The organism is Blastochloris sulfoviridis (genome assembly GCF_008630065.1).
Taxonomy (GTDB): Bacteria; Pseudomonadota; Alphaproteobacteria; order Rhizobiales; family Xanthobacteraceae; genus Blastochloris; species Blastochloris sulfoviridis.
Genome location: NZ_VWPL01000009.1, coordinates 1 through 13,014, shown reverse-complemented (window position 1 = coordinate 13,014; position 13,014 = coordinate 1). Strand labels below are relative to the sequence as shown.

Below are 13,014 nucleotides of genomic sequence, written 5' to 3'. Positions count from 1 at the left end.
TCCTCTACCCGCGCAGTTCGGCGGCGAGGCGATCGAGCTCCGGCTGCAGCGCCGCCTCCCAGTCCGGCGTGGTGACGCCGAACACGGTGCTGAGCCGGCCGAGATCGAGCCGCGAATTGGCCGGGCGGTGCGCCTTGGTCGGATAGTCGGCGGTGGCGATCGCCGTCACCGCCTCGACCTTGAGCGGCACGCCGCGCGCCCGCAGGCCGGCGACGATGGCCGCGGCAAAGCCGTGCCAGCTCGTCTCGCCGCTGGCGGCGAGATGGACGAGCCCCGAGGCGGCGGCGAAGCGCCCGGCGATGTCGTCTTGCGCCGATGCCAGCACCTTAACCAGCGCATCGGAGATCAATGCGGCCGAGGTCGGCGCGCCGATCTGGTCGGCGACGACGCGCAGCTCGCTGCGCTCGCGCGCCAGCCGCGCCATGGTGCGCAGGAAGTTGGCGCCGCTCGCCGCATAGACCCACGACGTCCGCACCACCAGATGCGGCCCGCCGGCCGCCCGCACCGCCGCTTCGCCGGCAAGCTTGCTCGCGCCATAGACGCAGAGCGGCCCGGTCGAGTCGTCCTCGCGCCACGGCTGCGTGCCGCCGCCGTCATAGACGTAGTCGGTCGAGAACTGGACGAGCGGCACGCCGCGCGCGGCCGCCCAGCGCGCCATCGCGCCGGGCGCCTCGGCATTGACGCGGAAGGCGAGGTCGCGCTCGTCCTCGGCGCGGTCGACCGCCGTATAGGCCGCCGGATTGACGATGAGATCGGGCGACAGCGCATCGAGCGCGGCCGCGATCGCCTGCGGCCGAGCGAGATCGAGCCGGGCGCGATCCGCCGCCACCACGGTGCCGAGGCGGCCGAGCACGGGCAAGAGCGCCGCGCCGACCTGTCCGGAAATGCCGGTGAGCAGGATGCGCATCAGACCTCGCCATAGACCGGCAGGCGGTCGCCGAGATCGGCCAGGAGGGCTGCGTCGGCATCGCGCGCCGACAGCTTCGGCGCCTCGATCCCCCAGTCGATGCCCAGCGCCGGGTCGTTCCAGCGCACCACGAACTCGTCGGCGGGGCTGTAGACATCGTCGCACTTGTAGAAGAAGTCGGCGCTCTCCGACAGCACGGCGAAGCCGTGCGCGAAGCCGCGCGGCACCCAGAACTGCCGGCGATTGTCCTCGCTCAGCTCCACCGCCACGTGCCGGCCGAAGGTGGGGCTGCCGCGGCGGACGTCGAGCGCCACGTCGAGCACCCGCCCGCGCAGCACCGTCACCAGCTTGCCCTGCGAATTCGGGTTCTGGATGTGCAGGCCGCGCAGCACGCCGAAGGCGGAGCGGGACAGATTGTCCTGCACGAACGGCCGCTTGAGGCCGGCCTCGGCATAGCGCGCGGCCTGGAACGTCTCCATGAAGAAGCCGCGCGCATCGCCGAACACCTTCGGCTCGATGATCAATACGCCCGGAATGGACGTCTCGACGACCTGCATCTCTCAAGACCCCAATTTGTCGGCAAACCGCTGTCGGCTGCCTGGAAGACCGTCGCGTGAAACGGTCTCCCGTGGTCCGCGCGGCCCTTCCCTCTCCCCTTGCGGGAGAGGGTGCCGAGCGATCATCAGATCGCGAGGCGGGTGAGGGGTAAATACTCAGACGTTCGCCCGCATGCACCCCTCACCCGGCTCAACCTCGCTAACGCTCGGTCTCGCCACCCTCTCCCGCAAGGGGAGAGGGAAGAAAGAAGCCGAGCCCATCACGTGGAACTCGCGTCAGGCGGAGTTCGCCGGAAGACCCCCGCCTACCCAGGCCACCCGCGCCCTGCAAGGAGGATGGCCCACCCTGGTGGCATAAGATTGAAATCCATCGGTGCCATTTGCATCAATGCCACAGCATTCGGCCGGCCGGACGCGGGCCGCCGGGCCGTGCTTGACTTTTCGATAACCAACCTGTGAATAGCCGGCGTGCAGGTGGGCCGGACGACGTCCGGCCCAGGGAACACGGTGAGGAAGGGGTGCGTGCGCCCCGCCTGAATCCGAGGCTGCCCCCGCAACTGTGAGCGGAGAGCCCATCGCCGAGAGCCACTGGGGAAACAACCCTGGGAAGGCGGCGACGGGCGACGACCCGCAAGCCAGGAGACCGACCTGCGCAAGTCACCTTCCGGCGTGCGGGGCGCGCGGCCGGAGCGGTCTCTCCGCACGGTGACAGTGAAACCGTCGCGGAGGCCGGCCGTGCGCCACTCGTCAAGCCTTGCTGAACGCCTGCGCCGGGTGCAAGCCCGAGCCGCCGTGACTCCTGTCGTTTCTTTGACACCCGGAGACACGTCATGGCGGCTATTGCCCGCTCGGCCCTCAAGGGCCTGCTGCTCTCGACATCGCTGATCCCGCTTTCGGCGCTGCCGGCCCTTGCCCAGTCGGCCGCCGGCCAGCCGCCTGCCACCCAATCCGAGCAGTCGCTTCCCGAAGTCGTCATCACCGCCAACCAGGTGCCGGTGGCCGCGGACAAGGTCGGCTCGGCGGTCACCGTGATCAGCGGCGACGAGTTGCGCGCCAACGGCATCATCCTGTTGCCGGATGCGCTGCGCCAAGTGGCGGGCGTTGCCGTCAACACCTCTGGTCCGCGCGGCGGTCTGACCGAAGTGCGCATGCGCGGCCTGAAGCCCACCCAACTGATGGTCATGGTCGACGGGGTGCAGGTGAACGGCGTCGACAACAACATGTTCGATTTCGCCGGCTTCCTGGTCGACGACGTCGAACGCATCGAGGTGCTGCGCGGTCCGCAGTCCGGCGTGTGGGGCGCCGACGCCCAGGCCGGCGTGATCTCGGTGATCACCAGGAGCGGCCGCGGCCTCGCCAAGCCGGAGGTCAACGCCCGGGCCGAGATTGGAACCCACAACTCGGGTGGCGGATCGGCGTCGGTGCGCGGCGCGGTCGGCCCGGTCTATGGCGCGTTCTCGTTTTCGAACGACTCGACGCGCGGCTTCAACACCTCGCGGTTCGGCTCGGAAACCGACGGCGACCACGCGACCGTCGTGTCCGGCAAGGCGGGGATCGATTTCAACGAGTATTTCAACCTGGAAGGCTCGGTCCGCTGGATGGACCGCTGGACCCGCATCGACAACAGCGACTACGCCGCGACCTATCCGCCGCCGTTCTTCATGCCGGTGCCGGTCAACCCGGTGACCTACGGCCTCCTGGTCGATAAGACCGACACCTCGGCCTACGATAATCTTTCGGCCGGCGCGGTTGGCACACTGACGCTGTGGGACGGTCACTATACCCAGACTTTCAGTGCCAACTCCTTCGAGCACAACCTGTTTTCGCGTTCGGAGGACTATGGCAACTATTCCTACGGCGGCCGGCGCACCACGGCGAACACCAAGGGCGCCCTGAAGTTCGACACGCCGTGGCTGGGCGGCGCCCATCACACGCTGGCGCTCGGCGCCGACTACCAGGATGAGGAATACCGGCAGGCCGGTCCGTTCATGGACCCGAGCTGGGCCACCGGCTATTCGCGCACGCAGACCGGGCTGTTCAGCGAGTATCTGCTTGACCTGCCGTTCGGCCTGTCCATCTCGGCGGCAGCGCGCCATGACGATTTCGAAGCGTTCAAGGACGCCGACACCTGGCGCCTGACCGCCTCGCAGAAGCTCGCCGCCACCACGCGCCTCCACACCAGCGTCGGCACCGGCGTCACCGCGCCGACATTCGTGCAGCAGTTCGGCAGCATTCCCGGCACCTTCGTCGGCAATCCCGACCTCAGCCCCGAGAAGTCGACCGGCTGGGACGTCGGCGTCGAGCAGACCCTGATCGAGGGCCGGCTGACCGCCGATGTCACCTATTTCTGGGTGAACCTCACCGACGAAATCGTGACCAAGAACCTCACCGGCGGCCTGAAGACCGTGGTCAACTCGCCGGCGGAAACCAGCCGCCAGGGCGTCGAGGTGACGCTGAGCGCCGACCTGCTGTCTTGGCTGTCGCTGGAGGGCACCTACACCTACACGGACGCCGACGCCTACGACACCAACTTCCTGGCGGTGATGGAGGCGCAGCGGGTTCCCCAAAGCGCCGCTTCCGGCCGCGCCACGGTCAAGTTCGCCGACGGCCGCGGTCGCGCCACGGTGGCGGTGATGTACAACAGCTCGACAATCGATACCTACTGGGGCCTCGCCACCGAGCGGGTGACGCTCGACCCCTACACGGTCGTCAACGGGCTGATCTCCTACGACCTGACGCCGAACACCACGATCTATCTGCGCGGCAACAACCTGTTCGACGAGCACTACGAGCAAGTCTATTCCTATGTCGCGCCCGGGCGGGTGATCTATGCCGGCCTGAAGGCCAAGTTCGGCCATTGATACGGTTCTCCGGCTGATTGGTTCGGCTTCTTCCTTCCCTCTCCCCTTGCGGGAGAGGGTGGCGAGACCGAGCGTCAGCGAGGTCGCGCCGGGTGAGGGGTAAGTACGCGCGCACTTGAGAATTCACCCCTCACCCGCCTCGCGATCTCACGATCGCTCGGCACCCTCTCCCGCAAGGGGAGAGGGAAAGAGCGCGGCTCCCGGCCAGCGGTTGTTCTGATGGGATCAAACGGAAACCGTATGAACAGGCTCGGCCACGGAGCAGGCTCGGCCACGGAGCAGGTTCGGCCAGCGAGGCCGTGCCTGCCCCGGACGCCGGCGCGGCCCCCGGGCGTCAGCCGTCCTTGCCTGAGCCGTCCTTGCCCCCGTCCGGCTGGCGTTCGCGGACCTGCCGGCCGCGGGTGAGGTCGGCCTCGAAGTGCACGCAGTCGCCGCGGATCGAGCTCAGGCCGAGATAGGCCAGCCGGCCGGCGTCGTCGACGATCATGATCCGCGACTCCGCGGTGGGAAAGCCGATGCCGACCTTCAGCAGCTTGGCGATGTGGTTGCTGGCCGAATCGACGGTGAAGGTCTGGCGCGCCCGCGCGATGCGCTCGCCGAGCAGCGAATAGACCACGACGATCACCGTCTCCTTGCGGAAACGGTCGGGCGCCGCCTCGAACAGATCGCTGGCCACCCACAGGCGCGACACCGCGAACGGCAGGGTGTCGCGAAACTGCATGTTCTCGATCTTCACATAGGCTGGCGCCGGCGTGCCCTCGTCCTGCCGCAGGGGCGGCAGCCCGGCCTCCGCCGGCTCGGCGGTCAGCCGCGACGTCACCGTAAAGGCGAAGCGCATCAGCCCGTCGAGGTGCAGGTCCATGACCAGCCACCGCTTGTCGTCAGTCTTTTTAAGAACAAATGTTCCCTTTCCCTGCACTCGCCGCACCAGGCCCTCCTTCTCGAGGATCTCCATGGCCTGGCGGATCGTCACCCGGGCAACGCCGAAATCGTCCTCGAACGCCTCCAGCGGCGGAAGCCGGTCCCCGAACCTCCATTCGCCGGCTTCGATGCGGCGGCGAAGATCGGCAGCAACCTGGGCATAGCGGGGAAAGAGACTGCGATGGTAATTAGGTATACTCATGAATCCATTCACTCAACGAGCACCGGAGGTCAATCGACCCATGTATTCAACCCTCACGATAAATCAAAGGAGGACTGAAGGTGATTTGCAAGAATTTCGTGACGACGATGCGCGCCGATATCCGTAACTTAACTCTTCGACGCATCCCGGCCGAAGCGAGGCGTGACGGATGACAAGGCATAAGCAGGTTCAAGTAAGTTGCGAATGAATTCGCCTTGCACGCTTGGCCGGGGCTTGGCGTCCGGCCGGGCCGGTCGATATCCAGAAGTTGTTACTGTAGATAAATACAATTAGAAATGGTGGATACACTCACGAACAGTTGCTCGCCCCCATATTGCGAATCGTTCGGAGAATTGATTTTCAATTCCAGGTAGACCTCGCTTAGATGTTAGTAGTGCTTTGTGAGGCTTTACCCTGCGGAGTTTTCCACATGAGTTGACTCGCAGGCCTCCTTTCGAATAACCCATCAATTGGTATATGGATTGTCTCGATCAAAAACATATGTTCGTTGAATGAATTAACGAATCTTGCCACTTTCCTGGAGTGCACCTGATGTCCGCGAAGTCCCCGAACCCGATCGACAAGCATGTGGGGGCCCGCGTCCGCATGCGGCGGATGATGATCGGCATGAGTCAGGAGAAACTCGGGGACGCGCTCGGTATAACCTTCCAGCAGGTCCAGAAGTACGAAAAGGGCACCAACCGCATCGGTGCCAGCCGTCTGCAGCAGATCGCCAAGACGCTCGGCGTGTCGGTGTCCTTTTTCTTCGAGGGCGCTCCCGAAATCGGCGAGCCGGGCGGCTTCTCGGACAGCCCCTCCCCCGCCTACGTCGCCGAGTTCCTGGCCTCGTCCGAGGGCCTTGCGCTCACCCGCGCCTTCACCCGGATCAAGAGCCCCAATGTCCGCCGCCGCGTCGTCGATCTGATCGAGGAACTGGCCGACCCGCCGCCGCCGCCGCCGAGCTGAGCGGGCGGGCGCGAGACGGGCGGACCTGCTGTCCAGCCATCGGGCCATCAATATTCGTCAGACGGTTTCCGGCTGATCCCTTCGGGATGCCGGAAGCGGTCTCGCCGAAAACCCCAGTTCTGCAAGAACCTCTCGATAACGGGATTTTCGGCGGTCGGACGACGGCTCGAAGGCTTGATCAGCCGGAAACCGCATCATTCGCCATCCCGTCGCCAAGCAGGCCTTCCAGGGTGACTTCCCGGTCGAGGCCGTCGACTTTCCGGTCCAGGCCGTCGGCCCGCAGCAGGTCGCGAACCCGCCCGTGCGCGCCGACGATGCGCAGAGCGATGCCCCGCGCGGCCAGTTCGTCATGCAGCGCGTGCAGCGCCCGCGAGCCGGCGAGATCGAGATAGGGCGACGCCGAGAGATCGCAGACCACCAGCCGCACGGCGAGGGGGCCGGACGCATCGAGACGGGCCAGAACGGCCTCGAGCACCGCCTCGGTATTCACATAGATCAGCGATGCTTCCGGACGGAAGGCAAGGACGCCGGGCAGCGCCTCGTTCTCGGGGTGGCGGGCAACGTCGGAATAGTGGCTGGTGCCGGGGATGCGGCCAAGAAACGCCACGTGCGGACGCGAAGTGTCGACCAGCAGAATCAGCAGGGACGCCAAAGCGGCGAGCAGAATGCCCTGCAGAATGCCCAGCAGCAGCACGCCAACGAGTGCGACGGCCGCGGCATAGAAATCCGCCCGGCTCACCCGCCACATCCGCGCCAGCGCCGGGACGTCGAGCAGGCCATAGATGGCGGTCAGCACCACGGCGGCCAACACGGCTTTCGGCAGGTTTTCGAGCAGGCCGGTGAGAAACAGCAGGCACGCGGCGAGAGTCGCCGAGGCGATGACGAGCGCCAGCGGCGTGCGCGCGCCGGCCTTGTCGTTGACCGCCGACTGCGACAGGCCGCCCGCCACCGGGAAGCCCTGCCCCACCGCCGTCGCCAGGTTGGCGGCCCCGATGCCGAGCAGCTCCTGCCGCGGATCGAGCGCGTAGCCGTGCTTGGCGGCAAATGTGCGGGCCGCGGAGACCCCTTCGATATAGGCGAGCAGCAGGCAGCCCGCCGCGAGCGGCACGATGCCTTCGACATCGCCAAGCCGCAGCGCCGGCCCCGCCAGCGTCGGCAGCCCCGGCGGAATCGCCCCGGTCGTGGGAACGCCGAGCGCGCCGAGGCCGAACGCCGAGGACACGACGATCGACAGCGCCACCACCGCCAGCGCCACCGGCCGCCCCGGCAACAGGCGCTCGCCGAGCACGAGCAGCGCAATGGCGCCGAGGCCCGTGACCATCACCAGAGGCTGGACGTCCCCGATCTGCCCGGCGAACGCCGCAACACGCTCGAGGACATGATGGCCGCCGCCGGCAACGCCGAACAGGCTCGGAAGCTGGGTCATGGCGATGGTGAGCGCCGCGCCGGCCTTGAAGCCGACGAGGATGCTGTCGCTGATCAGCTTGACGAGCGCGCTCAGCCGCAGCGCCCACGCCACGACGCAGAGCGCGGCAACGGTGAAGGCCGCCAGGCTGGCGATCTGGGCGTAGCGCGCGGCATCGCCATCGGCCATTGCGCCCACCGTGCCGGCGATCATCAGCGATATCGCCGAGGTTGGCCCGATCGCCAATTGCCGCGACGAGCCGAGCAGCGCGTAACCGATACCGCCAAGCAGGTAACCGTAAACTCCGACCTGCGGCGGCAGGCCTGCCAGCCCCGCATAGGCCAGAGAAACCGGGATCGCATAGGCCGCGAGCGTCACACCGGCGATGGCGTCGCCGCGCAGCCAGCCGATTCGGTAGTCCGCCAGCCAGCGAGCCGCCGGAACAAGCCGAACCCATGCCGAGCCGTCCGCGCGGCCGTTCACATCCGTCATGCGCCCTTCCCGGAAGACCTGCTCACAGCGCCGCCCGCCTCCGCCGTCGGCAGGCTGCCGTCAATGTCTCAAGCACCAAATGCCCTTTCGGTTTCGGGTCGATCCCGCCGGGAGACTGGAAGCGGCCTCGCTGGGACTCCGGCCGGGACTCCGCATGTCGGCGCGGGGCAGTCGGCAATCGGCGGAGTGCGCACAGACTCGAACGGTCGGAAAAGCTCGAACGGTCGGAACAGGCTTGATCGGCCGGAAACCGCCTAAATTGAAAGTGTCCGGGCCAACCCCGCCCGACCCCACCGGCTCCCGGCCGCGAGGCGCTTTCATCGCCGGCGGGTCGGGTTTCCGGTGGTGAACTCATACCAACGACCCCAAACGCTGACGCGTGGGGCCGTTGACCCTCGCAGATTTTCTCATCCGAAATCAGATATTTCGCGAAAATCTGCGACCGGAACCAACGGTCCGCGTTCGCGGCCGTTGGCATCAGCCGCCAGCTCCGTCGACGCATCCGTCTCGAAGCCCGGCGCCTGTGGCGGCTGGAAGAGCCGAAAGCCTGACGCCTCAGGCGCCTGGAAGACCCGAAAGCCTGACGCCTCAGGCGCCTGGAAGACCCGAAAGCCCGGCGCCTGTGGCGCCTGGAAGGTCTGGAGCGGGTGAAGGGAATCGAACCCTCGTCATCAGCTTGGAAGGCTGTTGCTCTACCATTGAGCTACACCCGCGCCGCCCTTTGTCGGCCGCGCGCGGCCGGTCGGACCTAGATTTCAAATTTCCCCGGAGGCGTCAAGGATCCCGGCAAGCGGCGGCGATCGTCCGCGCCGCCCGCAAGGGACCTGCAAAGGCATTGGCGCGAGGTCGAAGACGGCGCGGCGGCCGCTGCCGGCGGCAAACGCCGGCGACCCCTGTCCGCGTGGTGCGGCCACGCGTGGCCAACCAGTGTGGTTCGCCGACCTTCGACCCGGTTTAAGTCTTTGATTTTGCTGATGTTTGAAGAAGTGGTGGGGGAGGTAGGACTCGAACCTACGAAGGCATAGCCAGCGGATTTACAGTCCGCCCCCTTTGCCGCTCGGGACACTCCCCCGCACCGCTCGTTCCGCACAGTCGTCGCGCGACCGCCGGCACCGGCTCGGTGGGCGGTCTTATGGTGGTCGGGCCGGCCCCTGTCAACACGCCAGAGCATCCGACCAAGCGATCGCGCCGCTCGGACGCGCCAAGCTTGTGAATTGCCGCATTCCCCACCGCAAAACCGGGTCCCACATTTGCGGAAAACGTTTGCGGGGAAGGCTCGGGAGCAACCCTGTCCGCGGCCGTGCGCGGCGGGCGCCCCTCCCCTGCGTTGCGGGCGTTCGTCTTGCCGGCGCGCGGGCGCCGTGAGAAGAGGGCGTCATGCCCCACACATCCCACACCGCGCCCGGCGACGACCTGCCGGGCAACGATCTGCCCGGCGACGACCTGCCGGGCAACGATCTGCCCGACGACGACCTCCCGGACGACGATCCGCCGGACGATGACGACCCGGCCGCCATCGGCAGCTGGGCCGCCCCGAAGCGTCCCCCCTCCTCCGCCAAGGCCGGCGCGGGCAGGATGGGCCAAGGCAGCATGGCGTCCAAAGGCAGCACGGCCGCCAAAGGCTTCAAGCCGGGCAGCCGGGCGTTCGCGGGCAAGGGCGCGCCGCGCCGCCCCGGCCGGCCGGCGCCGCGCAGTGGCCGCGAGCGGCCGCGCCACGCCGAGAACACCGTCATCCTCTATGGCTGGCACCCGGTGTCCGAGGCGCTGCGCAATCCGGCGCGCCGCATCCGCCGGCTGCTGGCCACCGAGAACGCCGCCAAGCGCCTCGCCGAGGCGGGCCTGCTCGATCCGTCGCCGGAGATCGTGCGGCCGGCCGAGATCGACCGGCTGGTCAGCGCCGACGCCGTCCACCAGGGGCTCTATGCCGAGTGCGATCCGCTGGAGTCGCCCGAGCTCGACGCCGTGCCCACCGACGGCATCGTGCTGGTGCTCGATCAGGTCACCGATCCGCACAATGTCGGGGCCATCGTGCGCTCGGCGGCGGCGTTCGCGGTGCGCGCCATCGTCACCACCAACCGCCATTCGCCCGAGGCCACCGGCGTGCTGGCCAAGGCCGCCTCGGGCGGGCTGGAGCACACGCCGCTGGTCACCGTGCAGAACCTCGCCCGCGCGCTGGAGGGCCTGCGCGACCGCGGCTTCACCCTGGTCGGGCTCGATTCCAACGGCGATGTCGAGCTCGGCGACATCGAACTGACCGCGCCGGTGGCGCTGGTGCTCGGCGCCGAGGGCAAGGGCCTGCGTCAGAAGACCCGCGAGACCTGCGACCGGCTGGCCCGCATCGACCTGCCCGGCCGCATCGACAGCCTCAACGTCTCCAACGCCGCGGCGCTGGCGCTCTATGTCGCCAGCCGCGCCATCAAGCGCTGAGACGGTTTCCGGCCCGCAGAGGCCCACTCCAGGCCGCCGGGGCGTTCTGCCCCCCACCCCCGACCCCTCCCCGCCATTCACTGCGTTCATGGTGGGAGGGGAGAAGAGGCATCCCGCTTCTCCCCTCCCCCCGCGAGCTTCGCGAGCGGTGGGGAGGGGTCGGGGGTGGGGGGACTTCTGTTCAACCGGGAAGATGGTCGACACTTTGGACCGGGATGATGGTCGACAGGTCTGGGTTGGGGTTTGCGGTTTGTTCCGCCGCTTCGCGGAGCCCCGTCCGGGGCGGAGCGAAGCGGCGGAACAAACCGCGGCGATCGATCAGGCCGACGTCGTGCGCGCAGAAGCGCACGACATGGTCGCCCGTCTCGAGTTCCTCGAGGCCGAGCAGCTCGCCCGCGAAGGCTTCGGCGATGGAAGCATTTCGCCGCCGGGAGCCGTTGGAGTGGGCTTGCTCCGGACGCGTTCGGTTCAAACGTCTCAGCGCGGCCGCGGGCCGGGCGGGCGCGGCCCCGGCGGCCCCGGCGGGCCGGGCGGGCCCGCCTGCGGCGCATAGATGACGTCCGGCCCCTGATAGGGCGGCGTCGGCTGTACGTCGGGCATGGTCGGCGTGGTCCACACGCGGAAGAACGGTTCGGCCGGCTTGGGCGCCGAGGCCGGCTTGGGGGCGGGCTGGTCGCCGGGCTCGACGCCGCCGGGGAAATAGTGCTGCCACCTCGGCTCGGACCACACCTGCCCGACCCAGCCCTGCTCGACCGCGCCGGAGCGCGTCGACGGCGGCGTGTCCTTGCGCACGATCCCGTCGTTCGGCGGCACGCCCTGCACGAACCCGCGCCGGGCGTAGAACATTTCATAGTGGACGCGCAGCGGCTCGGGCATGCCGATCGGCCGCGGGACCGGCATCAGGATCGGCCCGTCGAGGATGCGCGGGCTGCCGTGGCCGGGGCGGTAGAGGCCCCAATCCTGTTCGATGATCGGCCCGCCCGGTCCGAGCTGGACCGGCGTCCAGTCGGCCACGGCCGGTCCGCCGGCCAGAACGGCCAGCGGCAGCGCCACGATGGCGGCGAGCGAGACGCGCATGATGCCTCCTGGTCGGGGAACCCCGACCCTCTGCGGATGCCCGTTCGACACCCGGCGATCGAGTGTCGTGGACTGTCATTTCCGGACTCGGACTGCCGCGGGCCGAATTGTCCCGGCATCCGCATCGACCGGCGCCGGGTTCGGACCGCCCGCGTCCGGGGCCGGATTCGAGGCACCATCTTTCCGCCAGGATGGTGAACAGTCGGTTGACGCGGCGCTATTGCCGCGCTGCCGCTTGCGCCAAGCCAGGAGGGCTGCTAGCCGTTTTCGCGCAGCGTGGCGTTTCGTGTTCGTGGGCCGGGTTAGCACAGCGGTAGTGCAGCGGTTTTGTAAACCGAAGGTCGGGGGTTCGATCCCCTCACCCGGCACCATTTTTCGCAGGTTGGCGCCCCGCACCAACATAGGTTCTTATTTTGTTCTTCCCTCTCGTGGCGTTCTAGGCTACAGGTTCCTCCAACTATAGCTTGCCTAATCGGCCATCTGGAGGGGCGCCCGATGATACTTGAGAGCTTTCGGGTCACGAACTTCCGCTCGATCAACTCGAGCGGGGACATTAAGGTTTCGCGGATCACAGCCCTCCTGGGACGAAACGAAAGCGGCAAGTCCAACCTCCTCCGGGCCCTCCAGAGTTTGAATCCGGTGGACGGCTTCGCCGCGCTGAATCCTATCAAGGACTTTCCCAGGCATCGGTGCCTGGAGGAGTGCAAGCCCGACACGCGTAACTGCTCAGCCCGCTGCGGGCGTCGTCAAGCCGGGACGGGGATGTGCTCGCCCTTGAGGGTGAGGCGGATGGCGTCGATGGCGCGGACGGCGCGGCGGCGAGCGGTTTCGACGACGGAGCGGATGTTGGCGTAGAGGGCGGCGCCCCATTCGGAGCGGAAGCCGCAGGTGATCTTGCGGTAGACGGCGCAGGGCCGCAGCGCACGCTCCGAGCCGTTGTTGGTGGCCGAGAGCTCGCGGTTCTGCACGAACACGAACAGGTGGCGGCGGACCTTCTTGATGATCCGCATCAGCTTGAGGCCGGCGGGATGGGTGGGAACCTGCGCCATGATGCGGTCGAGACGGCGATTGAGGTCGGCCTCGTAGGTCTTCAGGGTGCCGTCGGTCAGGTCGGGTCGTCGCCGGCCGATGGCGCAGGCGCGCTTGAGCAGGCCCTTGAAGCCGGGGGCGAGGACGCTGTCGCCAGCGTCGATGGCATA

Annotated in this window: 11 protein-coding genes, 3 tRNA genes and 1 riboswitch; of the genes, 5 read left to right on the top strand and 9 right to left on the bottom strand. The window is 67.9% G+C overall.

Annotation, left to right across the window (positions count from 1 at the left end):
* Positions 1–4: 4 nt before the first annotated feature.
* On the bottom strand, positions 5–907 hold the full coding sequence (rfbD, locus tag F1193_RS06825; protein WP_150096934.1) for a dTDP-4-dehydrorhamnose reductase: 903 nt from the start codon (positions 905–907) through the stop codon (positions 5–7).
* Positions 907–1,464 carry a dTDP-4-dehydrorhamnose 3,5-epimerase gene (gene rfbC, locus F1193_RS06820; protein WP_150096933.1) on the bottom strand — a complete coding sequence of 186 codons (558 nt, stop codon included), beginning with the start codon at positions 1,462–1,464 and terminating at the stop codon, positions 907–909. The genes rfbD and rfbC overlap by 1 nt, the downstream gene beginning before the upstream one ends.
* Positions 1,465–1,919: 455 nt before the next feature.
* Positions 1,920–2,130: riboswitch (cobalamin riboswitch) on the top strand.
* 164 nt (positions 2,131–2,294) lie between these two features.
* On the opposite strand from rfbC, the gene F1193_RS06815 reads away from it, so the two are divergent.
* The gene (locus F1193_RS06815) at positions 2,295–4,325 is read left to right on the top strand and encodes a TonB-dependent receptor plug domain-containing protein (protein WP_150096932.1); all 2,031 of its coding nucleotides are present in this window, start codon (positions 2,295–2,297) and stop codon (positions 4,323–4,325) included.
* Between the two features lie 334 nt (positions 4,326–4,659).
* Here F1193_RS06815 and F1193_RS06810 read toward each other — a convergent pair whose 3' ends face one another.
* Entirely contained in the window at positions 4,660–5,448 is a 789-nt protein-coding gene (locus tag F1193_RS06810; RefSeq protein ID WP_150096931.1) for a GntR family transcriptional regulator, read from the bottom strand.
* Between the two features lie 552 nt (positions 5,449–6,000).
* Here F1193_RS06810 and F1193_RS06805 point away from each other — a divergent pair.
* A complete protein-coding gene (locus F1193_RS06805; protein ID WP_150096930.1) occupies positions 6,001–6,414 on the top strand; it encodes a helix-turn-helix domain-containing protein in 414 nt (137 codons plus the stop codon).
* A 178-nt stretch (positions 6,415–6,592) separates the two neighbouring features.
* Here the strand turns inward: F1193_RS06805 and F1193_RS06800 are convergent, their stop codons facing one another.
* The 3 genes from F1193_RS06800 to F1193_RS06790 all read right to left on the bottom strand — a co-directional run bounded on the left by F1193_RS06800 (position 6,593) and on the right by F1193_RS06790 (position 9,383).
* A complete protein-coding gene (locus F1193_RS06800; protein WP_150096929.1) occupies positions 6,593–8,311 on the bottom strand; it encodes a SulP family inorganic anion transporter in 1,719 nt (572 codons plus the stop codon).
* A gap of 639 nt (positions 8,312–8,950) precedes the next feature.
* A tRNA-Gly gene (locus F1193_RS06795) sits at positions 8,951–9,024 on the bottom strand.
* A gap of 274 nt (positions 9,025–9,298) precedes the next feature.
* Positions 9,299–9,383, bottom strand: a tRNA-Tyr gene (locus F1193_RS06790).
* Positions 9,384–9,901: 518 nt separating this feature from the next.
* On the opposite strand from F1193_RS06790, the gene rlmB reads away from it, so the two are divergent.
* Positions 9,902–10,738, top strand: a complete 837-nt coding sequence (rlmB, locus tag F1193_RS06785; RefSeq protein ID WP_170263440.1) for a 23S rRNA (guanosine(2251)-2'-O)-methyltransferase RlmB — start codon at positions 9,902–9,904, stop codon at positions 10,736–10,738.
* A gap of 181 nt (positions 10,739–10,919) precedes the next feature.
* On the opposite strand, the gene F1193_RS17430 is transcribed toward rlmB, so the two are convergent.
* Both F1193_RS17430 and F1193_RS06775 read right to left on the bottom strand, forming a co-directional pair.
* Positions 10,920–11,210 carry a hypothetical protein gene (locus tag F1193_RS17430; RefSeq protein ID WP_246164176.1) on the bottom strand — a complete coding sequence of 97 codons (291 nt, stop codon included), beginning with the start codon at positions 11,208–11,210 and terminating at the stop codon, positions 10,920–10,922.
* A 5-nt stretch (positions 11,211–11,215) separates the two neighbouring features.
* Entirely contained in the window at positions 11,216–11,815 is a 600-nt protein-coding gene (locus F1193_RS06775) for a hypothetical protein (RefSeq protein ID WP_150096928.1), read from the bottom strand.
* A 296-nt stretch (positions 11,816–12,111) separates the two neighbouring features.
* Between F1193_RS06775 and F1193_RS06770 the strand changes: the two genes are divergently transcribed.
* Both F1193_RS06770 and F1193_RS17765 read left to right on the top strand, forming a co-directional pair.
* A tRNA-Thr gene (locus tag F1193_RS06770) sits at positions 12,112–12,186 on the top strand.
* 124 nt (positions 12,187–12,310) lie between these two features.
* Positions 12,311–12,670: an AAA family ATPase gene (locus F1193_RS17765; RefSeq protein WP_210247315.1), complete on the top strand. Its 360-nt coding sequence runs from the start codon at positions 12,311–12,313 to the stop codon at positions 12,668–12,670.
* On the opposite strand, the gene F1193_RS06760 is transcribed toward F1193_RS17765, so the two are convergent.
* Positions 12,562–13,014, bottom strand: a 453-nt coding sequence (locus F1193_RS06760; protein ID WP_150096927.1) for an IS66 family transposase, incomplete at its 5' end; no start/stop codon positions are given. The genes F1193_RS17765 and F1193_RS06760 overlap by 109 nt on opposite strands.